The organism is Thermococcus sp. MAR1, from assembly GCF_012027305.1.
In the GTDB taxonomy this organism is placed as follows: domain Archaea; phylum Methanobacteriota_B; class Thermococci; order Thermococcales; family Thermococcaceae; genus Thermococcus.
In genome coordinates, this window is record NZ_SNUF01000002.1 from 282,502 (window position 1) to 308,627 (window position 26,126).

25 protein-coding genes and 2 tRNA genes are annotated in these 26,126 nt (G+C 50.6%); 16 read left to right on the forward strand and 11 right to left on the reverse strand.

Going from position 1 to position 26,126, the window contains the following annotated elements:
* Positions 1 to 157: 157 nt before the first annotated feature.
* From E3E25_RS09455 to E3E25_RS09480, 6 genes are all read right to left on the reverse strand, one after another.
* Positions 158 to 592: a ferritin family protein gene (locus E3E25_RS09455; RefSeq protein ID WP_167893020.1), complete on the reverse strand. Its 435-nt coding sequence runs from the start codon at positions 590 to 592 to the stop codon at positions 158 to 160.
* Positions 589 to 1,407: an HAD-IIA family hydrolase gene (locus E3E25_RS09460; RefSeq protein WP_167893021.1), complete on the reverse strand. Its 819-nt coding sequence runs from the start codon at positions 1,405 to 1,407 to the stop codon at positions 589 to 591. Before E3E25_RS09460 ends, E3E25_RS09455 begins: the two co-directional genes overlap by 4 nt.
* A 31-nt stretch (positions 1,408 to 1,438) precedes the next feature.
* Positions 1,439 to 2,035, reverse strand: coding sequence for a TasA family protein (locus tag E3E25_RS09465; RefSeq protein WP_167893022.1), 597 nt, complete (start codon positions 2,033 to 2,035; stop codon positions 1,439 to 1,441).
* Positions 2,036 to 2,117: 82 nt separating this feature from the next.
* Positions 2,118 to 3,077, reverse strand: coding sequence for a DUF1616 domain-containing protein (locus E3E25_RS09470; RefSeq protein ID WP_167893178.1), 960 nt, complete (start codon positions 3,075 to 3,077; stop codon positions 2,118 to 2,120).
* A gap of 34 nt (positions 3,078 to 3,111) precedes the next feature.
* The gene (locus E3E25_RS09475) at positions 3,112 to 3,357 is read right to left on the reverse strand and encodes a hypothetical protein (RefSeq protein ID WP_167893023.1); all 246 of its coding nucleotides are present in this window, start codon (positions 3,355 to 3,357) and stop codon (positions 3,112 to 3,114) included.
* Complete coding sequence (locus E3E25_RS09480; RefSeq protein WP_240910810.1) at positions 3,348 to 4,121, reverse strand: hypothetical protein; 774 nt, start codon at positions 4,119 to 4,121, stop codon at positions 3,348 to 3,350. Before E3E25_RS09480 ends, E3E25_RS09475 begins: the two co-directional genes overlap by 10 nt.
* Positions 4,122 to 4,162: 41 nt before the next feature.
* Between E3E25_RS09480 and E3E25_RS09485 the strand changes: the two genes are divergently transcribed.
* The 12 genes from E3E25_RS09485 to E3E25_RS09540 all read left to right on the forward strand — a co-directional run bounded on the left by E3E25_RS09485 (position 4,163) and on the right by E3E25_RS09540 (position 18,318).
* The gene (locus E3E25_RS09485) at positions 4,163 to 5,941 is read left to right on the forward strand and encodes an Ig-like domain-containing protein (protein ID WP_167893024.1); all 1,779 of its coding nucleotides are present in this window, start codon (positions 4,163 to 4,165) and stop codon (positions 5,939 to 5,941) included.
* The gene (locus E3E25_RS09490) at positions 5,938 to 6,966 is read left to right on the forward strand and encodes a DUF4350 domain-containing protein (RefSeq protein ID WP_167893025.1); all 1,029 of its coding nucleotides are present in this window, start codon (positions 5,938 to 5,940) and stop codon (positions 6,964 to 6,966) included. Before E3E25_RS09485 ends, E3E25_RS09490 begins: the two co-directional genes overlap by 4 nt.
* A complete protein-coding gene (locus tag E3E25_RS09495) occupies positions 6,956 to 7,885 on the forward strand; it encodes a MoxR family ATPase (RefSeq protein WP_167893026.1) in 930 nt (309 codons plus the stop codon). The genes E3E25_RS09490 and E3E25_RS09495 overlap by 11 nt, the downstream gene beginning before the upstream one ends.
* A 3-nt stretch (positions 7,886 to 7,888) precedes the next feature.
* Positions 7,889 to 9,196, forward strand: coding sequence for a DUF58 domain-containing protein (locus tag E3E25_RS09500; protein ID WP_167893027.1), 1,308 nt, complete (start codon positions 7,889 to 7,891; stop codon positions 9,194 to 9,196).
* Positions 9,193 to 9,735, forward strand: a complete 543-nt coding sequence (locus E3E25_RS09505; RefSeq protein WP_167893028.1) for a hypothetical protein — start codon at positions 9,193 to 9,195, stop codon at positions 9,733 to 9,735. Before E3E25_RS09500 ends, E3E25_RS09505 begins: the two co-directional genes overlap by 4 nt.
* A 73-nt stretch (positions 9,736 to 9,808) precedes the next feature.
* Positions 9,809 to 10,681: a glycosyltransferase family 2 protein gene (locus E3E25_RS09510; RefSeq protein WP_167893029.1), complete on the forward strand. Its 873-nt coding sequence runs from the start codon at positions 9,809 to 9,811 to the stop codon at positions 10,679 to 10,681.
* 90 nt (positions 10,682 to 10,771) lie between these two features.
* Entirely contained in the window at positions 10,772 to 12,028 is a 1,257-nt protein-coding gene (locus E3E25_RS09515) for a nucleotide sugar dehydrogenase (protein ID WP_167893030.1), read from the forward strand.
* Entirely contained in the window at positions 12,009 to 13,046 is a 1,038-nt protein-coding gene (locus E3E25_RS09520; RefSeq protein ID WP_167893031.1) for a DUF354 domain-containing protein, read from the forward strand. The genes E3E25_RS09515 and E3E25_RS09520 overlap by 20 nt, the downstream gene beginning before the upstream one ends.
* A gap of 1 nt (position 13,047) precedes the next feature.
* Positions 13,048 to 14,274: a hypothetical protein gene (locus tag E3E25_RS09525; RefSeq protein ID WP_167893032.1), complete on the forward strand. Its 1,227-nt coding sequence runs from the start codon at positions 13,048 to 13,050 to the stop codon at positions 14,272 to 14,274.
* On the forward strand, positions 14,246 to 15,331 hold the full coding sequence (locus E3E25_RS09530; protein WP_167893180.1) for a glycosyltransferase: 1,086 nt from the start codon (positions 14,246 to 14,248) through the stop codon (positions 15,329 to 15,331). Before E3E25_RS09525 ends, E3E25_RS09530 begins: the two co-directional genes overlap by 29 nt.
* Positions 15,312 to 17,057, forward strand: coding sequence for a hypothetical protein (locus E3E25_RS09535; RefSeq protein ID WP_167893033.1), 1,746 nt, complete (start codon positions 15,312 to 15,314; stop codon positions 17,055 to 17,057). Before E3E25_RS09530 ends, E3E25_RS09535 begins: the two co-directional genes overlap by 20 nt.
* Positions 17,050 to 18,318 (forward strand): glycosyltransferase, encoded by a 1,269-nt coding sequence (locus E3E25_RS09540; RefSeq protein WP_167893034.1) that lies wholly within the window; start codon positions 17,050 to 17,052, stop codon positions 18,316 to 18,318. The genes E3E25_RS09535 and E3E25_RS09540 overlap by 8 nt, the downstream gene beginning before the upstream one ends.
* Before the next feature lie 57 nt (positions 18,319 to 18,375).
* Here the strand turns inward: E3E25_RS09540 and E3E25_RS09545 are convergent, their stop codons facing one another.
* The gene (locus E3E25_RS09545) at positions 18,376 to 19,581 is read right to left on the reverse strand and encodes a lipopolysaccharide biosynthesis protein (RefSeq protein ID WP_240910811.1); all 1,206 of its coding nucleotides are present in this window, start codon (positions 19,579 to 19,581) and stop codon (positions 18,376 to 18,378) included.
* Positions 19,582 to 19,845: 264 nt separating this feature from the next.
* Between E3E25_RS09545 and E3E25_RS09550 the strand changes: the two genes are divergently transcribed.
* Complete coding sequence (locus E3E25_RS09550) at positions 19,846 to 20,589, forward strand: hypothetical protein (protein WP_167893035.1); 744 nt, start codon at positions 19,846 to 19,848, stop codon at positions 20,587 to 20,589.
* Here the strand turns inward: E3E25_RS09550 and E3E25_RS09555 are convergent.
* Genes E3E25_RS09555 through E3E25_RS09565 form a run of 4 tightly spaced genes read right to left on the reverse strand, consistent with a single transcriptional unit; the run spans position 20,543 to position 24,457 of the window.
* A complete protein-coding gene (locus E3E25_RS09555; protein ID WP_167893036.1) occupies positions 20,543 to 22,912 on the reverse strand; it encodes an STT3 domain-containing protein in 2,370 nt (789 codons plus the stop codon). The genes E3E25_RS09550 and E3E25_RS09555 overlap by 47 nt on opposite strands.
* Positions 22,913 to 22,923: 11 nt before the next feature.
* Positions 22,924 to 23,919, reverse strand: coding sequence for a sugar phosphate nucleotidyltransferase (locus tag E3E25_RS09560; protein ID WP_167893037.1), 996 nt, complete (start codon positions 23,917 to 23,919; stop codon positions 22,924 to 22,926).
* An 18-nt stretch (positions 23,920 to 23,937) separates the two neighbouring features.
* Positions 23,938 to 24,063 carry a hypothetical protein gene (locus tag E3E25_RS11690; protein ID WP_255496508.1) on the reverse strand — a complete coding sequence of 42 codons (126 nt, stop codon included), beginning with the start codon at positions 24,061 to 24,063 and terminating at the stop codon, positions 23,938 to 23,940.
* Entirely contained in the window at positions 24,053 to 24,457 is a 405-nt protein-coding gene (locus E3E25_RS09565; RefSeq protein WP_167893038.1) for a nucleotidyltransferase domain-containing protein, read from the reverse strand. The genes E3E25_RS11690 and E3E25_RS09565 overlap by 11 nt, the downstream gene beginning before the upstream one ends.
* An 82-nt stretch (positions 24,458 to 24,539) precedes the next feature.
* Here E3E25_RS09565 and E3E25_RS09570 point away from each other — a divergent pair, with 82 nt between their 5' ends.
* From E3E25_RS09570 to E3E25_RS09580, 3 genes are all read left to right on the forward strand, one after another.
* Positions 24,540 to 25,493: an NAD-dependent epimerase/dehydratase family protein gene (locus E3E25_RS09570; RefSeq protein ID WP_167893182.1), complete on the forward strand. Its 954-nt coding sequence runs from the start codon at positions 24,540 to 24,542 to the stop codon at positions 25,491 to 25,493.
* A gap of 393 nt (positions 25,494 to 25,886) precedes the next feature.
* Positions 25,887 to 25,964: transfer RNA gene (locus E3E25_RS09575), tRNA-Glu, on the forward strand.
* 13 nt (positions 25,965 to 25,977) lie between these two features.
* Positions 25,978 to 26,055: transfer RNA gene (locus E3E25_RS09580), tRNA-Ile, on the forward strand.
* Positions 26,056 to 26,126 lie beyond the last annotated feature (71 nt).

A 26,126-nucleotide genomic window follows, 5' to 3' on the forward strand; every position in this document is an offset into this window, starting at 1 on the left:
GCCCCCATTAGTAGAAGCATCAGCAAAACTCTATGCCGACCACTCCTACATATACCTTACCCCGTTGGAAGTTGCCGAGATGACGAATTTACACCCTAAACTTTGCCTGGTATGTAATGTGGTAGAAAAGGGAGATGTCGGATAATTTATCCAGATGTCAAAGGGTCTCGTAGACCAGCTTGAGCCTGTAGGCGTGTTTGAGCTCCTCTCCGGCCATCATTCTGAATATGTGTCCCAGGGAACCGTCCAGTATTTTGGAGAGCCTGGTGTAGAGCTCGTAGGCGTGCTTTTCCCTCACGAGGGCTTCGAGGATCAGCTCTTCGAGGCTCTCCGGCTCTGCCCGCTCATCGCTCAGCATGGGTTCGAGGGAGAGTGAGTCGAGGTAGTCTATGACCGCCGTTTCCTCCAGCGTCCCCTCGGAGAGCATTCTTTCAATGGTCTTCCGGTGCCTCAGCTCCTCCTCGGCAATCAGCTGGAAGGTCTCGACTAACTCGGGTCTCTCAAAGGTAGCGAAGGTCTCACCGAGCTTGTGGAGGTTGTAGAGCTCGTTCTCCTGCCAGATCAGCCTCTCCAGAAGTTCCTTTAGCCTCATTCCTCTTCCTCCATGAACGTCTCCAGGTAGTCGAGCAGTTCCTTAACGCTCGGAAGAACGAGGTCTGGCCTTATCCCCGTCTCCTCGACGTCCTTCAGCGTGCTTACCCCCGTCAGAACCATCACCGCCTTCATGCCGAAGCGCCTGGCAAAGGCTATGTCGGTATCGAGCCTGTCCCCGACCATCCATATCTCATCAACACCGTCAAGCTTGCTCCTCGCCACCTCGTAGGCCGGCTCGTTTGGCTTGCCTATTATCAGGGGATCCCTTTCGGTCGACGCCTTCAGCGCGGCTATTATTGAACCGGCGCCGGGATAGAGGCCCTCCTCAGCAGGGTATGTCGTGTCCGGGTTCGTGCCTATGAAGGTGGCACCGTTTCTTATTGCCAGCGTGGCGTACTTGAGCTTCTCGTAGGTTAAATTGGGATCGAGGCCGACGACGACATAGCGGACTTTCCCCCATGCACCTTTTCTTGCCTCTTCGATGCCCACGATTTCCCAGCCCAGCCTTTCCATTTCCCTGTGCAGGCCCTCCCCGCCGATGACGAAAACCTTTCCGGGTTCGAAGTGCCGTTCCATGTAGAGCCTCGTTGCCAGGCCTGATGTTACTATAACTTCCTCCGGGACGTCGATGCCCATGGAGAGCAACTTTTCCCGGTACATGGAGGGGTCCTTGGTGGAGTTGTTGGTGAGGAAGATGAATGGGATTCCTTTCTCCTTCAGAAGGTATATCAGCTCGCGGGCGCCTTCAACGGGCTCGCTTCCCCGGTAGATGACACCGTCCATGTCAAAGATGATGCCAATTCTTCTCCGCATGAAAGAAAGAAAGGGCGTGGGGTTTAAAAGTTCACTGCTCGGCGTTGAGCTTCATGTCGACAACGACCTTATCGGTCTGGCACTCGTTGCCGGCTTTTTTAGAGAACTCCACGGTCATCGTGACCTTCAGAACCTCGTCCTCCTTGAGGGGCTCCTTGAGGAGCCCTATTTCCTTCCCGTTCAGTTCCTTTAGGCTCTTGTCCTTTGTCCACTCTATCTCCCAGGAATCGTCCCCGAGGTAAACCTTCAACTCCTTCACAATAAGGTATTCACTGAGCTCGCCCACATCGGTCGTGTTGTCAACGGCCTTTTCCGCCGGGCTCATGGAGCCGTCCTCAAGGTCGCTGACGTGGAGAACCATCGTCAGCCGGGAAACATCGGTGTCGCCGCGGTTTTTGATGTAGAATGTGAGTGTCCTCTCATCGCCCGGTTTGAGATTTGAGAACTCAAAGAGCTTAAGGTCGTTGTAGAACCTGCTTCCGTCCCTGCTTATGGCTATGTCGAACTTCCCGGAGCTTATCTCGTTGTTCTGAGAGAGGGCGACGTCTGTGAAGAACGACTTCGCTGGCCCGGCCAGCACCAGCAGGGCCGCGAGAATGCCAGCTGCTACAATCCATGCACGTTTCATCGACACCACCTTATATAGTATTTTCGGAGGGATTACACAAGTGGAGCTTATAAAATTTTCTCTCAAAATGGTAAGAATGGACTCACGGTCTGACGTTCACGTTGAGTTTTAGGGACTGGATTGTGCCGTTTATGGCTTCGATGATGAGGTTTTTGGCGTCCGTTTCGGCGTAGTTTCCATCGGGAGGTGCCGGGGGAAGTTCTGGCTGGGTGCCCTTGAAGAGGAGGAACCAGACCTGCCACCTGCCGGGCTTATCGATGCTGAAGGTGTAGTTGGTCTCGAACTGCGGCGTCCAGTTCCCCTCTATGTTGACGGGGACGTTAGGCAGGGTTACGTTGAACCAGCCGGGCATCGGGTACATCTCGTGGATCACCGTTGTGTTCGTGGTGTTGTCCCAGGTGAGGTTGACGAGCCATACTTGGACGTAGTAGGTCACGTTCCTGTGCTCATGGTTGACTATGCCGATTATGACCGTCCCGTTTTCTCCCGCAAAGAGGTCGGTTGGGTAGTCGGCGGCCTTTCCTCCCGGCCCGAGGATGTAGAACTCTGTGAACGCTTCACCTGGCTTTGGGTGCGTTATGACATAGGCGAGGGTTCCGATTGAGGTTATTATGGCGATTATCAGAATAACCGTCAGTGCTTTGTCGAGTTTGCCCGATTCCTCCCATTCGAGCTCTTCCTTTATTTTTTCAACCGTTGTCCACGGAATCCATGGCTCTATTGCGTTCTCCCTGCGGTAGATCGCTACAACCGCGAATATCAGGTTGAAAACCGTCAGGCTGACGAGTATTGGGATGAGCCTTATCCCCCAGGGAGTGTAGTTTAATGCTAAGCCTATAAGCGGGACTATGGCTATGCTCAGTCCGAAGCTTAAAGCTAACCTTTCAAGGTTGTCCAGCTCCTTCTTTTCCGGGAACAGGGTGGTTATGAATACGTAGCCAGGAAAGAATAGGACGAAAGCTAAACCGAGGGCTTTTCTCAGAATGCTCTCCGGATACAGCCATATCAGGAGGTCAAGGACCACCGAGAGTCCGATGATCATCAGTAAATCCCAGTACCTCCAGGGGCCCTTTGGTTCATCCACCGCTCAGCACCTCGTAGACCTTTTTCGTCACTATTATGGCGAATATTATCAGGAGGAGCTCCACCATTGGTTTGAGGTTTTCCTTCTGCTCCCTGCTCATAAAGAGGCCGCCAACTTCCATGGCTATAAGCAGGCCTATTAGCGTAAGGGTTAGGAAGACGTCGACGCTCTTGACGGTTAGGGCTGAACCCAAGATCCAGAAGGATAGGAAAAGCAAGGTGTAGTCCTCTACATCCACTCTTCAACGCCCCCGAGCCTTTCAACCTCTATCTCGAACCCGTAGTCCTTTTCCTCGACTCTCCGGGTGTAGAGCACTTCCCCCGTGGCCCTGGCCAGAGCGAGGAGGATGGAGGAGCATACAGGGCACGCTATCTTTTCACATATTTCGGGGTTGCATTCCACATCCGGCTGGACGACAACCCGGAAGCCGTTCTCCAGCTCCTCTATATAGACCCTGCTGGCGAGTCCCAGGGCCTTCAGCACAGCCCCGGCGGCCGACTCAACGGTGCCGGGACCGCTCCCTCTGAGGGGGTATTCAAGGTGCTCTTCATACTTCTTCAGAAGGTCCAGGCCAATGGGCCCTAGGAAGAGCCCCATGGCCCTGTCGTTAGGGACATCCGTCAGGAAGACCGTTTCGGTGTCCAGCCTCGCAAGGTCTAGCTCGAATCTCTCGTGGAGGGGCACAAAAATACCCCCCTCTGGGAGGTTCTCAAAGGGGGGTATGTACACAGCGTTGCCCTCTAAGTTAAGGTTCCTCACGAATGACTCGAAGAACCTTTCGTAGGAGCCCGTCACGTACCTGAGGGCGTCACGCTTAACGTAGGAGGAAGGTTTAAAAGTAAGGATAACGGCTCCCAGGAACATGCCGGCTATCCCGAGGTTGATGTGGTTCGAAAGAGCGTTCAGGAAGCCGTGGAGGGCCAGGACTCCCCCCGAGACCACTAGGGCTCCTCCGATGATGTCCTTCGTCTCCATCCCTTTCCCCACGCTCACAACAACCATTAACCTTAAAAGATTTGTCTTATGATGAGTTGTTGATTGAAATGAGGAAGCGAATCGCTCTAATGGTGGTGCTCATACTGCTTCTCGGCCTTCCTGCAGTTGCGGGTGAAGGCTCCAACTATTACTCCGCTAGGCCCGATGAGTACGGGACTTACGTTTACTTCAGCTCAATGCTATGGGAATTCTCCTCCGTTTTGGATGGGGTTCTGAACGGCGAGAACGGCACGGTTGAGAGTGCCCTTGAGCTGTACGCCCTCGCGAACACAACCTACGAGACCCTGGTGCTCTACTCCGGGGCGGGTATCGATGAGAGGCCCCTTGAGCTGGTTCCCTACTTCCTCTCCCTGGGCTCGGCTGCCTTTGAGGTGGCCTCTGGGGAGGCTTCCTTCAGGGCGAGCTTTTCAGAGGGGGAGTACGCGGCCGCACGGGCCGCCCTCGTGCGTATGAAGAGGGGACTGAGGGAGTCCCGTGATGCTCTGAGTGCCATATCAAAGATAACCCTTAAAGGGAAGAACGGTACGGTGCTGACCTTTAACACTGCGGATCTCTATCCGAAGCTCGATGCCCTTGAGGCCCTTGCCGGCAGGTATGAGGGGCTCCTTGATCAGGTCCAGGTTCCCGAAAACTTCACCCTCTTCATTTCCAACCCCTCCCCCCTGGCCCTGGAAAACGTTACCTTCTACGGCTTTACCCTCGGCCTGAGGGACATTCACGTGGTCGTCTCGGGAGAGAACCTGACCGCTAACGTCACCAGCGGCACTTTCCATCTGGATTACTCCTTCCCGAGGCCCGGAACTTACAAAGCTTATACCGTTGGCTTCAACGGCACTTCTGAGGTCATTTCAAACGTCCTCACGATCAACGTGAGCGGCGTGCCCACGAAGCTTTTGGTTACCGCGATCTCTGACGGTGGGGTCTTGGTCGAGGGCCACCTCGTGGACTACTTTGGAAGGGCCCTTCCGTGGAAGAGGGTCATCCTTACGGCGGACAGCTCCACGTACTACGGCATAACCGACGAAAACGGGAGCGTCAGGTTCTTCATCGCCAACGTCTCCGGGACCGTTAACGCTACTGTCCTCTTCCCGGGTGACGGGATACACCTCCCGACAAGCGCTGGCTTGGTGTTGACACCCCCTCTGAGAAGGCCCGCGATACGGCTGTTCCATGAGGGGAGCCGAGTCAGGGCAGGAGAGGAGGTGGTAATACGGGGTAAAGTCGATAGCACCTACCCGCTGCCCCTCACAATCTATGTGGACGGGAAGAGGTATTCCACACTCGTGGCAAAAGGGGAGTTCACATTCACCCTCAGCTTTTCCCCCGGGAGGCACGAGGTCTACGCGTACTTCGCCGGGAGTGAAACCCTGGCACCGTCATCGTCCAACGTCCTGACCCTGGAAGCAGCCCCTGTGGACTACACAAGGAGGTTCCTTCTTTTCGTGTTCCTTCTCCTTCTGGCCTTCACCGCCTACAGGTTCACAGCCAGAAGACGGGTTGGAGGGGTGCCTTCCTCACAGGTACCTGAAGCACCAGCGTTCCCACCTATTGGGGAGGAAGGAGAGGAAAGACCGGATATTGGAAAGGCTTACCGCACCGTCTACGGCCTCCTGAAGAGGCTGTACGACCTTCCTGGGTCCACAACTCCCCGTGAGCTGGTGTCCGCCTTAAGGCATGAGCCCTTCGCGGAGCACCTTAAAATCCTCACCCGCCTCCATGAGGTTACAGTTTACGGTAAGAAAAAGTTCGGGCTCCGTGAAGTCCTCCGTGCGGTCAAGCATGCCTCGCTCATTATAGTGGGAGTTTTCGTGAGGGATGAGCTGTGAACAGGGTCGTGTACGGCATACTCCTGGTCGTCGGCGTGGGGCTCCTGGTTATGCCCCTATCGGTTCCGGTCTTCAAGAGCGACGCCGCCTACAGCGTGCTCAACACCAACTGGAACGGTCTTTCCAGCTTCGGGAAGCTCCTCTACTCCACCGGAGAAATAACCCCGCTCCTTGCTCCCTACGACTCCTCGGGTTTGGAGAACTTCAAGGGCACGCTCGTGGTCGTTGGGCCGAACCTCGACTTCTCGGGGGGTGAGATAGACTCCCTGAGGAGGTTCCTTGAAAATGGCAATACTTTACTCCTTGCCGACGACTTTGGGACGGGCAACCAGGTGCTTGAGGGCCTCGGGCTCAGGGTAAGGTTCTCAAAGGTTCCCCTCATCAGCCTGACATATTCCAAGAACTCGGACTTCCCCCTCACGGTTGATATCCGCGATGCGGAGCTTGCCGGGGGCGTTATGAGGCTGGTGATGAGCAGACCCTCGGCAGTCCTCAACGCCGGGAACTCCACGGTTCTTGTGTACTCCAGCAACGCCTCGATGCTTGGAAAGGAGTACGGTGCATTCCCCCTGGTTGTGGAAGTTCCTTACGGGAAGGGACGGATAATTCTCGTCTCCGACCCTGATATCTTCACCAACTCCCTCTTCCGGGAGAACGAGGCCTTTCTGAGGAACCTTGTTTCTTCCCTCCCTGAAAAGACCTTCTACATAGACGAGGCCCACCATGCGGACTTCAACCCCTACTCCTCGGGGACGATGGTCATAAGGCGGGCGGTCAACAGGGAGCTCGTCTTCTACTACGTCCTCTTTATAGCCCTGCTGGCACTGGCGGTCGAAAGCGGCCTCACCGGATGGCTTATGCACCGCTTCGCTCTCCTCCTCATGAGGCTTTTCCCCGGGGAGGAGGAGCCGGTTGAAGAGGTCGTGAAGAGGCTTGAGGAGAGGGGCCTCGACGGGGATAAGTTAAAAACCATCCTCCGGGAAATAGAGACGGGTTCAAAACTGGGTGGTGCCCATGGACGGTAAGGAATTCATGGAGAGGCTGAGGAAAGAGATAAGTAAGGCAGTCGTTGGAAAGGACGACGTGATAGAGCTGCTGACGGTGGCCCTTCTCTCCGAGGGGCACGTGCTCATAGAGGGAATCCCTGGAGTGGCAAAAACGACTATAGCCAAGGCCTTTGCGAACGCCATAGGGCTGAGCTTCTCCCGCGTACAGCTCACCCCCGACCTCCTGCCCGCTGACATAATCGGCGTTGTCTACTACGACCAGAAGACCGGCCAGTGGAGGACCAAGAAGGGTCCGATATTCGCCAACATCGTTCTGGCCGACGAGGTCAACAGGGCCCAGCCCAAGACTCAGAGCGCGCTCCTTGAGGCAATGCAGGAGAGGCAGGTCACCATAGAGGGCACCACCCATACGCTGCCCGAGCCCTTCCTCGTCATAGCAACCATGAACCCGCTGGAGCACGAGGGAGTGTACGTCCTCCCCGAGGCCCAGCTGGACAGGTTCCTCCTCAAGATAGAGATAGGCTTCCCAGACAGGGAAGAGGAGATATCCCTCCTCAAGAGAAAGAGCCTCGGGGAGTTCTACGAGGTCGAGCCGATAGTGACCCATGAGGAGCTCATAGGGCTTATAGGCCAGGTAAAGAGGGTTAAAGTCAGCGACGAGGTCATAGAGTACATATACTCCCTGGTATCCGCCACAAGGGCGGATGAGAGGCTTCTCTTCGGCGCATCGCCTAGGGCAGGAGAGCACCTGCTCTTCGCTTCCAAAGCAGCAGCTTTTCTTGACGGCAGGGACTACGTCATACCTGACGACGTTAAGAAGGTCGCGGTCCCGGTGCTCGTCCACAGGCTCCTCCTGAAGGCGGAGTACGAACTTGAGGGGATCAGGGTGAGGGACGTCATCCTCGACGTCCTCAGGGAGACTGAAATCCCGGTGTAGCCGATGAAGCGCGAAGACCTGTTGATCCTTCTATCGTTCCTCCTCGTCCTTGAGGGCTACCTCGGGGGGAACGTGGCCCCGGCCCTGCTGGGGGTCTTCCTCCTCCTGTACCTCTACGGACTCAGGCTGGTAACCAGGATTGGGGTCTCGGGCGAGAGGGCCATCGAGGGCACAAAGCTTGAGGAGGGGAAGGCTGTAACCGCCGCCCTGAGGCTCAGGAACACCGGGGGAGACGTCTTCGTCAGGGTGCGCGAGGAAACCCCCGGCTTTGAGGCCGAACCCGTCGAGATTTTCCTCGGTTCCGGGGAGGAGAAGACCGTCACATACTCCATCGTCCCTAAGGCGAAGGGGAGGTTCACGCTAAGGCCCCCGAGGGCCATCGCCCTTGATCCGAGGGGCCTGTACGTGGAGGAGTTCGTCCTTGGAGAAGGGTTGGGGGTTCTGGTTCGTCCGAGCATTGAGAGCATAAGGGACGCGGTGAGGGCCGACCACAACCTCCGCCTCGCCGAGGCCTACAGGAAGGGGGCCTTCCTCGGGACAGAGAGCCTGGAGATAAAGGACCTGAGGGAGTACCAGCACGGGGACGACTTCAAGAGGATAGACTGGAAGGCAACAGCCAGGCTCGGCGAGCTGGTTGTGAAGGACTTCCTGCGGGAGGAGAACGCGGACGTCTACATATTCCTCGACAACACCTCCGAGATGCGGAAGGGCATAAAAAGGGCAAAGATAGACTACGCCTCGACCCTTGCCCTGCAGCTTGCGGCCAACCTCGTTAGCAGGTTCCGGGTCGGCATGGTCATCTACGACGATGCCCGTGCAGAACTCCTCCCGCCCGGAAAGGGCCCGTCCCAGGTGGAGGCCATCAGGGAGAGGCTCTCAATCAAGGGAAAGGGCGGGGCTATGAGCATGCGCTTTGAGTTTGACATCCGGATGGGCGAGAAGGCCAGGGAGTTCCTCGGCAAGGTTCTGCCCCTGAGGAAGGGCAGGAAGGGCCCCACCGGGGTCTTTGAGGGGCTGTCCCTGGTAAAGAACCCGTCGTACATAATATTCATAACAGACCTCAGCAACCCGCGGGAGCTCTACCGGGCCATAGCGACTGCCGTTAGAGCCCACAGGGTCATGGTGCTCTCCCCCAACCCCGTGCTTTTCTACTCCGGGAGGCTGGACGAGAAGACCCTTGAGAGGCTCTACAGGGCTTACGTTGAGAGGGAGAACCTCCTGAGGAAGTTCAACCTCCTGGCGCCTACGATAGACCTCGGCCCGAGCGACTACCTAAGGGAAATCATGAAACTGGAGGGGTGGGGGAGATGATAGGGGTAATATCCGCGGTGATTGCGGGCCTGATGACCGGGAGCCGTGTCCTCCTCCTCGCTCCACTGGTCTACATAGTCTCCAGGAAGAATCGCGACGCGGGGCTGATGGCCTACTTCCTCCTCTCCCTCTACACCGGCGGAGAGGTCTTCTCTTCAAGCCTGTACACCTACGATGGCCTGGTCACCGCCCTGGTCTACGCCTCCTCCATGGTGCTCCTCCTCGACGACTCCCTCCTCGGGAGGAGAATATCGAGGCTTGAGCTCTTCGTTGTTCCGTTCCTGATTGCTGGCATCCTCTTCCCGGAGGCCTTCATAGCCGGAAGCGTTTTCTACTTCGCGGTGAGGTTCAGGATAGACGCCAGGGTTGCCGGTGTTGTTGGTGCCATGCTCCTCCTGTTCACAGCGGCAAGGGGCTATCTGGACGTCCCGGGGGGCGCTTCCAACCAGGCCGTTGTATTGGCAGGTTTCGCCCTGTTCCTGGCCGTCATGACGACCCTCAGGGGAAATCTTAAAAAGGTTGATCTGTTTAGGGAGTGATGAAAAGGGAGTTGTTGCGTTACCTGCGTGTCCTCTGCGCTGTGTATCCCCCCAAATTGTAACGGTGAGTTCCATGCGGACGCTGATACTCATCCCGGCCTACAACGAGGAGCTGACGGTTGGTTCGGTCGTTGCCTTAGCCAAGAAGTACGGGGACGTTTTAGTCGTTGACGACGGCTCAGCCGATAGAACTTCCGAGATAGCCCAGAGGGCCGGGGCGGTTGTGATACGACATTCAGCTAACAGGGGGAAAGGGGCAGCTTTAAAAACGGGCTTCGAGTACGCTTTGAGCCGGGGATATGAGATTGTCGTTACGCTTGACGCCGACGGCCAGCACAATCCCGACGAGATACCCCTCCTCATGGAGCCCATAATCAGGGGCAAGGCGGATCTCGTGATAGGGTCGAGGTACCTCAACGGGAGCAAAAAGGGAATCCCCGTCTACAGACGGCTGGGGCTGTGGGTGCTGAACAAAAGCACCAAAGTGGCCTCGAACGTTGATGTCGATTCGCAGAGCGGCTTTAGGGCGCTGAACAGGAGGGCCCTTGAGAGGTTGGACTTAAACAGTGATGGCTACTCAATAGAGACGGACATGATAGTGAAGGCGAGCGAGAGGGAGATTAAACTCGTGGAGGTGCCGATAAGCGTCCGCTACGATGTCCCAAACAGGCACAAGAAGAACCCTCTTACTCATGGTCTTGGCGTGCTGGCGAGCATTATCGGGCTTATAGGGTACAAACGGCCTCTGCTGCTGTTCGGGGTTTTGAGTCTGATATCATTCATCACCGCAGGCATCCTCGGGTATATGGCGCTGAAGCCATACTATCAGGGAGGTAATGTTTATCTGACCCAGGCAATAGGCGCCGGCATCTTCGTGATCATCGGGATTCAGCTGTTCATCGCCGGGCTGACGCTGAACGTCTTAGCGAGGATGGTGAGGGAGTGAGTTCATGGCGATCGGCTTTGTGATGAGCTACCTGTTTAAAGTGATGGTCGAGGTCAAGAAGAGCATAAGGGAGCTGAAGGAGGGTTAAAAATGAGAATCTCAGTCCTCGGTCTTGGATACATAGGGTTACCAACCGCCTTGTTATTTGCCTCGGCTGGATACAATGTCGTGGGCGTTGACGTTAACGATAAAAAAGTTAAGCTCCTCAACGATGGAAAACTACCCTTTCAGGAACCGGGACTGGAAGAGCTGTTTGAAAAAGCAAAACAAAACTTTAAGGCGACAACAGAGGTCGAAGAGAGCGATGTATTCCTGATAGCAGTTCCAACGCCACTTGACGAAAAGACAAAGGCGGCTGATTTAAGGTACGTAAGATCCGCGTCAGAAATGATAGTTCCACACTTGAGGAAGGAAAATCTTGTAATACTGGAATCCACAGTTCCGCCAAAAACAACGGAACGTCTTCTCATCCCGATCCTTGAAAAGAGTGGTCTAAAAGCCGGGAAAGACTTCCACGTTGTTCACTGTCCGGAGAGAGCAATCCCCGGCAAAACGATTCACGAGATGATCTACAACGACAGGATAATCGGTGGTATCACAAAGGAATCGGCTGAACTCGCTAAAGAGCTGTATTCCTCCTTTGTTAAGGGCAACATTTACATCACCGATGCCACAACTGCAGAGTTTGTAAAGCTGATAGAAAACACCTACCGCGATGTTAACATCGCCCTCGTCAATGAGTTAGCTCAGATAGCAGAGGAGTACGGGATCAACATCTGGGAGGCGATAGAGCTCGCCAACAGGCACCCAAGGGTTAACCTCCACAAGCCCGGGCCGGGGGTTGGGGGACACTGCATAGCCATCGACCCGTGGTTCCTCATCCAGGACTCCTCAAACGGTAAGATGATAGCACTGGCAAGGCACGTGAACGATACCATGCCCAATTATACCCTCCGTCGGGTCAGGGAGATGTTAAAAGGTGTGGACTATCCGACGATCACCGTTTTTGGCGTTGCCTATAAGGGAAACGTTGACGATGCTAGAGAAACTCCAGCGCTGAGGTTCATACGCTTGGCGAAGAACGATGGATTCAAGGTTAAGGTGTACGATCCCTTTGTCAATGAGTTTGAATACCCGATTCTAGGCCTCGAAGAGGCAGTTAGGGACAGCGACTGCATCGTTGTAATAACTGACCACGACGTTTTCAGGTTCCTCGATCCGGATGATATAGGCAAGCTAATGAGAAACAGGTGCGTCTTTGATGCGAGGAACGTACTCGATCATGAGAAGTGGAGGAGAGCAGGGTTTAAAGTCAGGGTGCTTGGAGATGGAAAGGAGAACCTATGACCTCTGGGCCGACGTTGCTAACACTCCACAGGTTCATGTGATTGCCTCCATAGTCAGGGAGCTTAAGGATTACTCAATCTATATAACTGGCTTTAGCAGGGGAGAAACCGCGCAGTTGATAAAGATGTACGGCCTCGAAGGGGAGGTTTTTGGCTCCGACAGATACAACCCCCTAATGAAGTCTCTGTCGTTCGCTGGAAGAACTTTTCGTTTGCTCTACAAAGCGCCGAGGGCAAAAGCGTTGCTGAGCTTTGAAAACGCGATGCCGATTCCTGGGGGAAAGCTCAGGGGGATGAAGGTTATACTGATGCTCGACAACGACCTAAAGTTTGTGGGCAAAAAACCCCTATTCCAGAGGGTTGAATCAAGGATAAAGAAAATGGCCGATGTGGTTTTAGTTCCAGAAGTTGCGGAGGAGCCGTTCAGAGGGTACTTTGGGGATAAGGTAATGACTTATCCCGGCTACAAGGAGCACATATACATAGCCGACTTCACGCCCGATCCGGACTTCATAGAGAAGAGCGGAATTCCCTTTGATGAATACGTGGTCATAAGGCCCGAGTCGCTGACGTCTCTGTACGTCCTTCACGGCAGGTCCCTGGTTCCCGATTTGCTGAGATTGTTCGAGAAAGAGAACATAAACGTCGTTTATCTTCCGAGAAACGATGAAGAGAAGGCACTCGCGAGGGGTTTTGAGAACGTTTACATTCCTCCTAAAGCTCTTGATGGCCTCAACTTAATCCATCACTCAAAGGCAACACTCACAGGTTCGGGAACAATGGCAAGGGAAGCTGCAGTCATGGGGGTTCCGGCTGTATCGTTCTTCCCTGGCGAGAGGCTGCTTGCCGTTGACAGGGATTTAGTTGAGAAGGGGAAAATGCTGCACTCGAGGGAGCCTGAGGAGATCGTGGAGTATGTGTTAAATAGTTTGGGTAAAAACTATAGAAAAGACTTTGAAAGGGCGAGTGAAGTTAAGAATTTGGTTATTAGGCATGTAATAAACACGATAGGGGGTTAACATGGAGCAGGGGCTGCTCTGGAAGTCTGTGGATTCATTGTACTCTTGGGTTAAAAAGGAGAAATATAGAGGATGGGATCCTTACGATGGGCTTAGTGGAAACATCTCCCAAAGATTTGCTCACAAAAAACTTCTAAATATAGCACTTATACAGGTAAACCTTTATTCTCCCTTAAACTTAAGGCCCCTCTTTGGAATCAGGTCGGGTCGTTCAAATAAAGCGTTGGCCCTTTTTTCGAGGGCGTATTTATATTTATATTCCATGACGGGTCTTGAGGAGTTTAAAATCGAGGCTAAAGGTCTTTTGAAACAACTGGAGAACCAAAATCTTAGTAAAAATAAGGATAAGTTCTCCTGCGCAAGCTATTATTTTCCGTATATTGCTCCAAAGCATTATCTGTCTGCATCATTACCTGACATAATATGCGTTACCGAGACTATAAAATCAGCTATAACCGCATACGAAGTTCTTGGAAAAAAGCACTACCTTAATTTTGCCATCAAAGGTCTGAATTTTTTAATTGGGGATCTATTGGAGGAGTCTAATGGGATAGCGTATTTCAAATATACCCCCGAAGAACAGGGGAAGGTCGTTTTCAACGTCTCTGCCCTGGCCCTTGAAAGCACAGCCCGTTTATTGAAGTACACTTTAAATGACGAGCTTATTGAAATTGGAGAAAATATAATGAAACTCCTGTTAGAGCATCAAAGGGAAGATGGTGCTTGGCCATACTCCCGTTACTTCGGCTCCAACCTTTATTACTGGCAAATTGACTACCATCAGGGATTCATACTAGATGGGCTGATAGAATTTCTGCCATACCTCGAGGATGATAGTCTTAAACGGGATTGTGTGAAGGCAATACTCAAAGGGGCTGAGTTTTACATGAGAAAACAGTTTACGCCGGAAGGAGTATCATATTATAGGTACCCCGTGAAGTATCCCATAGACATTCATAATCAGGCACAGGGAATAATAACGTTTTTAAAACTCTACAGAGTCTTCTATGAGTCCAAATATTTAAATTTTGCAGAAAGAATAGCCGAATGGACGATCAGAAATATGCAGGACCCGAGTGGATATTTTTATGCCCACAGATGGCCCGGGTTTGTGAATAAGATTCCATATATGAGATGGGCTCAGGCTTGGATGATGCTTGCATTGGCTACCCTAGTAAACTCTAAGATCGGTGATAATGATGAAAGTTTTAATGATCGGTCCAATTGAGAAGGCGGGAGGAGTTTCAACTCATACAAAAGAACTGACAAGAGCTCTTCGAAAGCTGGGGGTTAATGTTGAGGTCTATAACATTAGCCCTGACAAAGAATACTCCCTTCCTATTTCTGCATTAATTAAATTGTACAAGAGAACCCTGGGACTTTCATTTAAACTATTGAAAGATTCTAAGAAGTTCGATGTTATCCATATCCAGTCTTCCGGACCAATCGGGGGTTTTCTGCCCGCAATAGTGGGGGCATTGTGGAAGAAGTTGCTGGGATTTAAACTTATAGTTACTTTTCACTATAGGCCTGACAAAAGGTTTATACAAAAATGGAGATGGGTATTCAACTTTGTGCTTTCTAATAGTGATCGTTTGTTTGTAGTCTCTCAGCAACAGAGAGATAATATAAAGCATATTTTTGAAGATGAAAATGTAAGAAAGGTCTTGGTTATTCAAAATGGTTTCAACTCTTCCCTATTTAATCCAGTGGACAAGTTTGAAGCCAGGAAGATTTTGGGCTTGCCCTCCGATAAGAGGGTGATTCTTAACGTTGCTAATCTCGTGCCCGTTAAGGGTCACGAGTTTTTGATAAGGGCGTTTTCTAAAGTTGTTAAGGAGAGAAAGGATGTCCTGCTCATTATAGTTGGCGATGGTTCCGAGAGGAAGAAGCTGGAGAGGCTAATTTCTGAGTTAGGACTTGAGAATTATATTAAGCTTGTTGGTTCTAAGCCTCACGACGAGATTCCCCTGTGGATGAACGCCGCCGACATCTTTGTCCTCCCTAGCCTGAGCGAGGGCAACCCAACGGTCATGTTTGAGGCTCTTGGAGTTGGTTTGCCCTTTGTTGGGACTGCCGTTGGCGGTGTTCCTGAGATAATAACCTCCGGGGATTATGGGTTGCTCTGTCCGCCAGCTGATCCAGAGTGCTTGGGAGAGAAAATTTTAATAGCCCTCGATAAAGAATGGGACAGGGAGAAAATAAGAGAGTATGCGGAGCAGTTTACTTGGGAGGAGATTGCAGAGAAGATATTGGGGGTTTACTATGAAGTATTCAAGAATTAAATTTCTACTACTTGAAATTGCATTTACCGTCCTGTTTTTAGCATCCCTCTATCTATATCAGAATAGGCAACACCCTTATATTAGGCCCACATCGTATTTTGTTCTCCTCGCTTTTATGGCTGCTGTGGTTTTTTTACAGTCTCTTAACTGCTCATCTGGGAACGTAAGGCGGGCTTTGATTATCTTAAATATCCTTCTCATTGCCTATTCGTTCATTCTTACTCAGCAGGCGTTATACAAGACTGTCTTAAGTAGAGACCCTTGGGGGCATATGGTATTAACTTACCAGATATTGAAGGGGGGTCACATTCCTTCCCCTGAGAGTGCTTGGACAGCTGGTGTTTACACTAAAATGCCTGGGTTCCATCTAATTTTGTCCGTTCTTATAAATATACTGGACGTCTCATACAAATGGGCCTCGGTAGTATTGGGGCTGGGCATTCTAACGGGTGTGGTGATTTGGGGGTATCTTTTTTCAAGAACAGTTTTGGATAATAAAAAACTGGCCCTTATAGCATCCCTATTAATTGCAGTCTCCGATAACGTTTTGAGCATGACCGGAATAAATATAGTGCCAAATTCCCTTGGAGTTCTAATGGTTCTAACTGCTTTCTACATTCTTTTCAGAGTATTTACGGAGAATGAAGTACAACATTCGTTAGTTGCTCTATTAATAGTGGTGATTCTCATTATGGTGTCCCTATCTGTTATGCATAGCGTCAGTTATGGGTTCATGTTAATCCATTTGCTGATATTTATGATGTTGGGCGTTTTATTATTCAGGAAAATTCCAAGTTGGGTTTCAATACTATCCCTTTTAGGGGGGATAGTGGCCTTTTTTGAGTGGGGAATGAGGAGCAACTATTATTTGCCTCAGCTGATACTCCTGCTTAAGTTTCTGTTTCTTGGCATTGGTGTCGAATATTATGAGAAAAACGTCTCAAATATTCCATTTTCCCTAATCATCCTTGCAAGGATGGGGATGTTGATTTACTTTGCACTAGCAGCGTTCTCAATACTCCTGGAGATACGCAGATTTTTTGAGAGTAAGGAGTGGAGTCGAAAAAGGATAGTCTACTTAATTCAGGGAGGATTTTTTACTGGAATTGCACTTCCGATAACATTCTTCTGGGCCGGGATAGGGCATAGATTCTGGTATTATGGGGAAATCTTGGGGGCCCCTTTTGTCTCCAAGCTGATAGGGGGGATTAAGAGGTCTGTTGGATTGTTATTAGTAATATTTCTAAGTTTTTTGATGTTCACATCCTCAGTGGCTAATGATGATAATCCCCTTGTTCCGCAGTATACGCTTAGAACTGGATGGTATGATTCTGAGCTTGCATCTGCAAGGTTCATACTCTTAGATGTAGACTCCCCAATAGCAGCATCTGACTGGGGCTACATTCATCATATCGAGAAGCACATTAGTAAGATATATGGACACTCAGTAGTGAAATCCAAGAGGCTTGAGTCGATTAGGAGAATATCACTTCAACCAGAATGTTTGTTAGTTGTTAGAAAAGACATAATTGAAAGTCGGCTTTTTGAGCTTAAAAACCCTCGGGATTTGAATTTGCCATTGGAAAATGAGGCTGTGAATATTCTAAGAGGACTATCAACCACTCAGAACGTGATTTATACAGATCGTAATGTTTTAATATTTTTGGGAACTCAAAAATATGAGGAGCAAACATCTATAAGAACTGCGGGTGAGATTCATGGTTAGTGGTGGTAAAATAAAACTTTTTTTAATTAAAAAGCAACCATTTACTGAATATTTTCCCGCGTGGCCAGAAGTGAATGGGGTTTATAATAAATATCTTCCATCTATGGGATACGAAATATGGTGGATATCTCCATCGCCAGATGTCAATAAACCTACACTCAAAAAATGGGAGAATGTAAATTTGTATCTAGTGCCCTTTGATAATTCGTCTGTTTTTATGAAGTTCATAAGTCAAATTAGGTTCGCTATCTCAGCATTCAAGTTCATACATGACCAGTTAAAGAACTCCAAGAAAGGTTTGCAAATAGTCCAAGTACGGGATAGTGTGGAGGGGGGACTCGCTGCGTTGGTTCTTAAGTATAAGCATCCAGAAGTACCAGTAGTTTTTAACTATTCATTTTTGTTCTATGAGGGGGCGTATGAGGAACTGAAAGATGGCCGGATAAGCTTTTTTAAGTTCATTTATTGGTGGTTTTTTTATAAGTTTATTCTCTACTATCTTCTGCTTCCACATTTTGATTTGATTTTGCCCATCAGCAGGGAGATGAGGGTAAAGTTCGCTCGTGAACTGGGGATTCCAGAAGACAGGCAGGTTCCACTTCCTTTGGGTTTTGATCCATACGTATTCCATCCGCCTTCAAAATCAGAAAAAATAGAACTTCGCAAATTGCTAGGATTTGGGAGTAAAGACGTTATTCTATTGTATTCAGGCAGCATAAACAAGTCAAGACAGGTGAGTAAATTTGTAAGGGCGTTAACTCCAATCTTAAAAAAATATAAGAATTTAAAACTTTTGTTAGTTGGCGATGGAGACGAGATAGTTGAGTTAAATCAGTATCTCAATAGTGTGGGTGTTAAGGATCAAGTAATACTTACAGGTAGAATCGCCTTCAAGGAAATACCCAAGTATTATTGGATCAGCGATATTGGATTATCGTTTATAAAACCAAAAGAAATGTATCTTGTTTCTTCTCCCTGTAAACTTTTTGAATACTTAGGAAGCGGTCTGGTGGTTATTGCAAATTCAGAGGTACCAGAACAGAAACGTGTTATGTCCTCGTCGAAGGGGGGCATATTGATGCCATGGAACAATTTAGAGGATAGTCTTATTATTGTCGTTGAAGAGCTTGCGGTATCACCCAAGTTAAGAAGGAAAATGAGTATTCTTGGATATAGGCATGTAACTAAAAACAGGTCTTTTAAGAATTATTCACAACTAGTAGACAATCAATATAGGCGAAATATGGGCGATATGAGATGATAAGTTTTCAAGAGCTTATGATAAAAATCCTAGACACGTTATATCAAATTTGAATTCTTAAAGGCTGGGAATAATAAAAATTAATAAACCAGTATATGCTCCAATCCACCCCCATCCAACCCCCTCAATCCCAAACCTCGGGATCAAAAGATAGCTCAACCCCAAGAACAGCACAGCCTTGAGAACGTTTATTACCAAGACCTCCCTAACCCTCTTCTGAATATTCAGTATCGTTATTGAAAAGTTAACGGGAACTACAAAGAACCCGCCAATCACCATCAGCTTCAGCAGACCAAAGCCGTTGACGTACTCCGGCCTGAAGAGCCCTAGAACGTATTCCCCGAAGAGCCACACGAAGACAGTTACCAGTGTTAAATAAAGGTAGCTGAAAACGAGGGCTTTCTTCAGCGTCCTCTTAACGTCCTTTAAACCGTGGCTCCCCTCGACGAAGAAGGAAGTGTTTATCGCGTTGGGGACGAAGAGGATTAACGTGCCAATCGCAAAGGCGATGTAGAAATAAGCCGCTTCCTCCTTCCCGAGCATCGTCAATACTATTGTGGGCATTAAGTAGTTCGGTGCAACGTTCGCTATGCTCGCTATGTAGTTGCCGAGGGAAAACCTGAATGAATCCCTGATGTATTCCTTATCAATTCCAAGCTTCAGGTCGTCTATAAATATTATCCCATAAACAACGCCAAGTAATAGCCCCAGACCGAAGGAGCCGACTATTCCAAAAACTCCGAGGGAAACGAAGAGGAAAAGAAAGGCAAACCTAAGCGCGAAGAGAACAGCTTGAACAAAGCTGTGCTCGGCCTTTCTTTTGGCTATAGCGTAGGTGGATATGATGGTGTATGCCGTCCCCACCACAGAGAAGCCTACAAACATCGCCAGAAATTCAGCTGAGAAAACCCCGCTGAAGCTTTCGGAGTTCTTCATTATGAGGCCATATATGAGGGAAAAGGCAAAAGATGCAGTGATAGCAAGTACAAGAGAGCTCCCTATGGCCCTCTCCCTGTATTGCGGATAAAACCTTATCAACGCGAAGTTGAGGCCGAGCATCGAGAGGGTGAAGGTTAGGTTTATCGCCGATACCACGGCAGAGGCTACCCCGACCTGGGATGAGGGATAGAGCCTCGCTGCCACGCTCCAGAAGAGGAAGCCGGCTATAGCAGTAACCAGCGAGGTCATTGATATGTAGATTGAATTCCTGTAGAGGGGGCTTTTGAGGTTTTTGAGCTCCTGCTTTATGATTTCTATCATCATATCCCTCCAGAGGGGTTCACGTTTCTGGTTTAAAAATTTCATCATATTTCATCCTGCCTGGTTTCTAATTAGATGTTAACTTAACAAAAAATTCATATAATTCCAGAGAGTGCAAAATCAGAACGTTAGCGAACAAGATCCCAATTTTTGCTTCGAAATTCCAATCCAAATGAATCAGCGTGAAAACTTGACGCTGGATCTCGCTGGTCGAGCGGTTTCCTCAGAACATGTTAAAAATTTGAATAGTCATCACTTAATTGGGTGATGACCATGCAGAAACCTATGGTGGATTACAAGTGGTTGCTTCTGATGCTCGCTGAATTATACGGAAGTGATGAGTTCGATTCAAAAACCGTATCCGAGGACCTCACGCTGGTCATGTTCAACCTCACCAGTGACCCTAAATGGATAGAGCGCCTTCAGCCAAAGCTAGTCTCAAACGACCTGAGGCGGCTCTACACCATGGGCTTCCTCAGGAGGAGAAAGGTGGAGAGAAAGTGCAGAAACAGGAAGGGGAGGGAGTACAACTGCGGTTATAAGTACATGTACCAGATAAACAATCAGGGATGGAAATATCTCGGGTTCCTCCTTCAGGAGTTCATGAAGAGAGATGCACCACTCTCCAAGCAGGTTCTGAATGAATTTCGGGAATTCAACGAGGATTTGGAAAACATGAGAATTGCGACATGGAAGTGGATGGCGGTTAAGTACTTCGAAGAGGGAAAATTAAAGGAGGCAAAGCTACTTCTCGACACTGCAAACGAGTTCATGGAGGGGAAGTTCGAGGGGAAGGGTTACATGCGTTTTGCTGAAAGCAGGAGAATCTACGCGGCGGTTATGAGACACCGAGTGGGGGAGGTCGAACTCATTAACATGATAAACTCCCTGCGTAAAGAGCTGGAGCAAAAGGATGAAACCATTGAACGCCTCCAAGAGGACTTAGAAAGATGCAGGGAAATGCTCAGGGAGTTATCTGAGCGTAACCGGATAGCACATCCTCGATCCTGAACACGCCCCTGTCGAGCACGGTCTTCTTCTGGACGTAGGTGTAGCGGATGACAGCGCTTCCATTCAGGTCACCGGGCAGGGTAAATTTGTCCTTCCCTTTAACCCCGTACCACTTCTTGAAGACGAGGGTGCCGTTGTCGAGGTAGCCGTAGATGCCGATGCCAGTTCCTGTGGCGTTTGTGAACCTGAGAACCACTGAGCCGTTCTCAGCGGTTACGAAAACGTTCGGGTGCTCAAAGTGGAATATCTTGATGTAGCCCCCGTCAGAGTAAATGAGCTTGTAGCGGCTTGGGTACTCATCGGTGAACATTAGCCTCGACAGCGGTGTGTTGAATGCTTTCCCGTTCATCAGCACGGCGTAGCCGTAATTCAGGTTGATGTAAACGTAGGCATTGGCGTTAGGCTTGCCGGTGAGGGGTACACTCTTCAAGGATTTTTCCCGCTCAACGAAGACCTTTTGAGGGGTCACTACGGCGCCCCCCACGTTAACCTGAACGCTCCAGTGATCGCCCTTGGGCACTGCCATTATCGAATACTCCCCTGCGGAAAAGAGGAGCATTCCACCTGCGGACGACACAAGGGGCATTGGGAGCATTGCGTACTCTGTTGGAGAAGCACCTGCTGTCTCAAGAACAGCTCCGAACTTCATCACGGTATCATAGGAAGCAATAATGTAATCAACTCCTAGTTTCATAAGACTCTCATTGCTTACGAATCCGAGATAGTATTTGGCGACCCATCCGTTTGCACTTCCCTGGGCAACGGGTGCTCGTCCAGCGAAGTAAGTCACCCAGTGTCCCTGATCCCACCAGGTCAGGACGACGTCGTTCATGTGAGAGCTTTTTTGAAGATAGGTCAAAGCTTCCTCCCAGTATTCGTTGGTCAGAGGTTCAACCCCAAGAGTGGCCTGGAACCCCTGGTAAGTCCCCGCGAGGGGTATGAGGATTAGCAGCCCAGACAACGCCAGTGCGGAGCTTTTCCTTGGGGAAAGCCTTGGGCGGAGAACCTCGTAAAGTGCGACTAATCCAATTCCGGCACTTAATGCTATCGAAATAGAGCCTATGAACAGGAACCTCGTCCACAGGATGACCATCGGAACCTGAACCAGAAGGGTTCCGAGGAGAAGGAAATCGCCGGCTTTTACCCTGGATGGGAAAAACCTCAGTGCAAAGAGCGGCAGGGTCAGCCCCACTACACCGTAGGCCTCCCACCAGTCTTTAAAGGCTGTCCTCTGTGTCTCGACTATTGGTGCCTCTGGGAACAGCCTCAGAAGGAGCTCGCTGATCCTCCCATAGTACGTCACCGTCAGCCACAGAAACAGGACGAATCCGATACCAACGATAATTAACCTTTCCTTCTTCCCTTTGAGAAACCTTGAAACAACAAGGAGCAGCAGAATGGTCAGAACTGCCAGCGGGATGACGTACTTCAGGTAAACCAGCAGAAAGACATCCTTAATCCACCCAAAGTTCAGCCCCAGTTCCTCAGCCAGTTTTTTGCCCATCCCGCGGTTGTAGCCGACCATGCCGTAGCCAAAGGTTCCACCGAGGGAGTTTGCAATCACCGCCCCGAGGGCTGTTGAGGTTGTAAGGGCCAGGGAGTCTATTAGGTATTCTTCGCTTTGGAGGAGGAAGGCCCCGACCCCAAGGAGAATGGCGTTTGCCAGGAGAAACGCGAATATCGGGTAGTAGGCCTGCCAGAACATTGCCGAGAGACCGCTCGCAAAGGCAGGTATCAGGTAAAATGCTAACCTTTCGTACTTCCATTTTCTCGGCTTCCAAGTTAGGGCTAGTGCAATCCCAGACAGGGCCACGCTGTACCAGAAGAGCATGTAGTTATCTCCCCTGTAATAGCCGGCCATCGAGCGGAAGACGTGGCCGAAGAGAACCGCCAGGAAGAACGCCGAGAGAAAGGCCTCCCTTCTACCGTAGAGCCTTAGAATCGTCAGATATAGGAAGACCACCGTCAGAACGCCGAAGATGACGGGAGTTAAGCGGAATGCGGTGTAAAGGGAAACCCCAAAAGGCTTCAGAATCCTGTATACAAATGCCGGCGCCATCCAGAGGCCCAGGGGATGGGAGTTATATATCTGGAAACCCCACGGACCGATAGCATAGGGGAAAAAGTTCACCCAGCCGTGGGTCAGGGCGTAGCGTATGTAGGCAAGGTGGAAGTATGGGTCATAGCCGAGGAGGTATCTAAAACGCATCGGGAGGAGCCTGATGGCCGATGCCAGGATAACGAGAATAAGAAGGGTGTACTTTGGCTTCATTATTAATTCGTAGGCCTTCACCAATCTTTTCCGGATATCATTAACCTCCATCCACCCACACCTCATTCTCCCCTCTGTATCTTTGCATGGCCTCCAACGAGGCTCTTCCTCAGCTCGAGGTTCCTAATCTCGCACTTCTCGTCGATGATGGAGCGCCATATGGTGGAGTTTTTGATAATGGTGTTCCTGAAGATTATTGAATCGCTGACGTCGGAGTTCTCTATGACACACTCCTCCCCTATGTAGGCGTAGGGCCCTATCATCGACCGGCCGAGTATTTTGGCACCGCGCTTTATGACAACCGGAGGTATTATCTTCGCGTAGGGACTGATCTGGATCTCCTCCACATGGCTTTCCTTCAGGAGGGTCTTCAGTGCCTCAAGGTAGCTATCGGCGGAACCGATATCGTACCAGTAGTCCGAGAAGCGGTAGGCCTTTATGGACTCCTTTCTCTCCAGCAGCCACTGGAGGAAGTAGCCGGGGGAATCGCGGTTGCCGTTGGAGAGGTACTCATCGATGCGCTCCATAACCCTTCTCGGAAAGACATAAACGCCGGTGCTTACAAGGGTTGACCTCGGCTCGGCAGGCTTTTCTTGGAACGAGAGGACTTTGTCGCCCTCCAGAACGACTACGCCGTAGCGTTTTGCAAGCTCCATATCCCCAACGTCATAGACGGCTATGAGGGTTTTCCCATCGTATGCCTCAAGAAACTCCCGGAGGGAGAAGGAGAACAGGTTGTCACCCGCTATAACAAGGTAATCATCGAGGCCCAGCTCTTCAACGGCCCTTTTCATGGCCCCAATCGTTCCGAGCTTTTCGCTCTCGTGGAGGGTGTCCTCCACTATAAGCTTGATGCCCCTTTTCTCCGCGTAGGGCCTGAAGTGAGCCTCAAAGAAGCGGTTTGTAGAAATGTACACCTCCATATCAAGCTCCCCGACCTTTTCAAGGATGTAGTCCAGTATTGCCCTGTTCCCCACTGGCAACAGAGCCTTGGGGTTGTCCTTCGTGATCGGCCACAGCCGGGTCGCGTAGCCGCCGGCCATTATGAGGATCTTCATTTCACATCCCCCAGTTAATTATTTGATTATTCCCACAATCCTCGTGAGGAATCTTCTCAGATACTTCGCCAGCTCATAAAGGGCATCCAGTGCGTTCCTGGCTTCCACCATAAGCCTGGTTACTTTTTTGGTGTCATATTCCAAGGGCCTCCCCCCGGTACATTTCGAGATAGCGGGAATAATCGTGGTATTCCCTCATGGTCCGCTCTTCAAAATCACACCTGGCCCTTTCGTCCCTGCTGAAGAGGAGCTCTCCGCTGATAACGTGAAACCTAAACTCCACGGGAGCATCGTTCAACAGTCTCACATCAACAGGAAAGCCAGTTAACCCGGACAGCTCGTCCTCAAGCTCCATCTCGTAGAAACGGCCCGGTTTTGACCTTACGAAAACCGCAACGTCTATGTCTCTAAAAGGACGGCCTTCCAGGAAAGAACCATGAATATAGGCGAAGAGAACGTCCTCCCGGGACATAAGGTACGCCCTTATCCGTTCCTTAATGACGTCCCGCTCCGGGATCGAGAGGTGGTACACTTTCATGGGGTTAACTCCGTTGGACAGATACAAAAAACTTTCCCCAAAGTTTAATAGTCTGACCACGCCAATGGGTTTGGTGGTACGAATGAAGGCACTTGTTACCGGAGGTGCAGGGTTCATAGGCTCACATCTTGTCGATAGACTGATGGATCTCGGCTGGGAAGTCAGGGTTCTGGACGACCTGAGCGCCGGCAGTTTGGACAACATAAAGCGCTGGTTGGGCCATAAACGCTTCGAGTTCATCGAAGGGGATATGAGGAACCCAGAGATAGTCGAGGAGGCCGTTGATGGTGTGGAGGTAGTCTTCCACCTAGCCGCCAACCCTGAAGTAAGGATTGGCTCCCAGAGCCCCGAACTCCTTTACGAGACCAACGTGCTGATAACCTACAACCTGCTCAATGCGATGAGGGGTTCAAGCGCCAGGTACCTCGTTTTCACGAGTTCTTCAACGGTCTACGGCGATGCTTCTCTCATTCCCACGCCGGAGGACTACGCGCCACTGGAGCCGATAAGCGTCTATGGTGGGGCGAAGCTCGCGGCTGAAGCCCTGATCAGCGGCTACGCTCACACATTCGGGTTCAGGGCCCTGATCTTCCGCCTCGCCAACATCATAGGCGAGCGCTCGAACCACGGGGTAATCTACGACTTCATAAACAAGCTGAGAAGAAACCCGGAGGAACTTGAGATACTCGGGGACGGAACGCAGAGGAAGAGCTACCTCCACGTGAGCGATACTGTTGATGGAATGCTCCACATTTTCGAGCACTTCATGAAGGAAGGCAAAACCTACGACGCTTACAACCTTGGAAACGACGATTGGATTACAGTTAAAGAGATAGCGGAGATAGTGGGCGAGGAGATGGGGTTGAAGCCGACCTTCATATTCACCGGCGGCGTCGACGGAGGGAGAGGCTGGAAGGGTGACGTTAAGTTCATGCGCCTGAGCATAGAGAAGGCAAAGAAAACGGGCTGGAAGCCAAAGATGAACAGCTACGAGGCCGTGAGAAGAACCGTTAGAGAGATTTTGGGGACTATTTAATGCAGAAGAATAGTGAGGAGCGCCATACGAAAGAGGCCGGAGTGAAGTTCCACTCCTCACAAACCCTTCCCTGTTAATTGCAGTTCCATGTTCCGTTATGGTTCATGAAACCACTCGGGTCGGGTTTGTTCAGGGTGAAGCTTTCGCTTCAGTCTCTCCCGCACGGCACTCCTCAAATACCATTGGGTGCTTTAACTATATAAACCTTTGCTTTTATTTAGAGCAAAATTTCTTGCCAACTATCCGAAATAATTTCACAGAATTGGGTATTCTCCACTGTTCTGAGGGCCTTTTTACTGCGGTTTTATGAACCCTGCTGCTATTTATTCACCCTGGCCGTTGGAGGTTTACCGAAATCTTTTTAAACCCTCCCTCCTCCCTAATCTCGGACGCGCCCCGGTGGTGTAGCCCGGTCAATCATGCGGGACTCTCGATCCCGCGACCCGGGTTCAAATCCCGGCCGGGGCACCAGAATCCTTCTCGTGGGCCCGTGGCTCAGCCTGGTCAGAGCGCCCGCCTGATAAGCGGGAGGTCCGGGGTTCGAAGCCCCGCGGGCCCACCAGTTACAAACTTCGCCTGCGCGAAGTTTGATCAAGGTCGGTGATTCCTGTTTGGGTCGTCTTTTTGGGAGTG

Bases quoted from the DNA above. Each gene is read 5' to 3' on its own strand.
- E3E25_RS09455 (WP_167893020.1), bottom strand. From the start codon at position 592: ATGAGGCTAAAGGAACTTCTGGAGAGGCTGATCTGGCAGGAGAACGAG.
- E3E25_RS09460 (WP_167893021.1), bottom strand. From the start codon at position 1,407: ATGCGGAGAAGAATTGGCATCATCTTTGACATGGACGGTGTCATCTAC.
- E3E25_RS09465 (WP_167893022.1), bottom strand. From the start codon at position 2,035: ATGAAACGTGCATGGATTGTAGCAGCTGGCATTCTCGCGGCCCTGCTG.
- E3E25_RS09470 (WP_167893178.1), bottom strand. From the start codon at position 3,077: ATGATCATCGGACTCTCGGTGGTCCTTGACCTCCTGATATGGCTGTAT.
- E3E25_RS09480 (WP_240910810.1), bottom strand. From the start codon at position 4,121: ATGGTTGTTGTGAGCGTGGGGAAAGGGATGGAGACGAAGGACATCATC.
- E3E25_RS09485 (WP_167893024.1), top strand. From the start codon at position 4,163: ATGAGGAAGCGAATCGCTCTAATGGTGGTGCTCATACTGCTTCTCGGC.
- E3E25_RS09495 (WP_167893026.1), top strand. From the start codon at position 6,956: ATGGACGGTAAGGAATTCATGGAGAGGCTGAGGAAAGAGATAAGTAAG.
- E3E25_RS09500 (WP_167893027.1), top strand. From the start codon at position 7,889: ATGAAGCGCGAAGACCTGTTGATCCTTCTATCGTTCCTCCTCGTCCTT.
- E3E25_RS09505 (WP_167893028.1), top strand. From the start codon at position 9,193: ATGATAGGGGTAATATCCGCGGTGATTGCGGGCCTGATGACCGGGAGC.
- E3E25_RS09510 (WP_167893029.1), top strand. From the start codon at position 9,809: ATGCGGACGCTGATACTCATCCCGGCCTACAACGAGGAGCTGACGGTT.
- E3E25_RS09515 (WP_167893030.1), top strand. From the start codon at position 10,772: ATGAGAATCTCAGTCCTCGGTCTTGGATACATAGGGTTACCAACCGCC.
- E3E25_RS09520 (WP_167893031.1), top strand. From the start codon at position 12,009: ATGGAAAGGAGAACCTATGACCTCTGGGCCGACGTTGCTAACACTCCA.
- E3E25_RS09525 (WP_167893032.1), top strand. From the start codon at position 13,048: ATGGAGCAGGGGCTGCTCTGGAAGTCTGTGGATTCATTGTACTCTTGG.
- E3E25_RS09530 (WP_167893180.1), top strand. From the start codon at position 14,246: ATGAAAGTTTTAATGATCGGTCCAATTGAGAAGGCGGGAGGAGTTTCA.
- E3E25_RS09535 (WP_167893033.1), top strand. From the start codon at position 15,312: ATGAAGTATTCAAGAATTAAATTTCTACTACTTGAAATTGCATTTACC.
- E3E25_RS09540 (WP_167893034.1), top strand. From the start codon at position 17,050: ATGGTTAGTGGTGGTAAAATAAAACTTTTTTTAATTAAAAAGCAACCA.
- E3E25_RS09545 (WP_240910811.1), bottom strand. From the start codon at position 19,581: ATGATGATAGAAATCATAAAGCAGGAGCTCAAAAACCTCAAAAGCCCC.
- E3E25_RS09550 (WP_167893035.1), top strand. From the start codon at position 19,846: ATGACCATGCAGAAACCTATGGTGGATTACAAGTGGTTGCTTCTGATG.
- E3E25_RS09555 (WP_167893036.1), bottom strand. From the start codon at position 22,912: ATGGAGGTTAATGATATCCGGAAAAGATTGGTGAAGGCCTACGAATTA.
- E3E25_RS09560 (WP_167893037.1), bottom strand. From the start codon at position 23,919: ATGAAGATCCTCATAATGGCCGGCGGCTACGCGACCCGGCTGTGGCCG.
- E3E25_RS09565 (WP_167893038.1), bottom strand. From the start codon at position 24,457: ATGAAAGTGTACCACCTCTCGATCCCGGAGCGGGACGTCATTAAGGAA.
- E3E25_RS09570 (WP_167893182.1), top strand. From the start codon at position 24,540: ATGAAGGCACTTGTTACCGGAGGTGCAGGGTTCATAGGCTCACATCTT.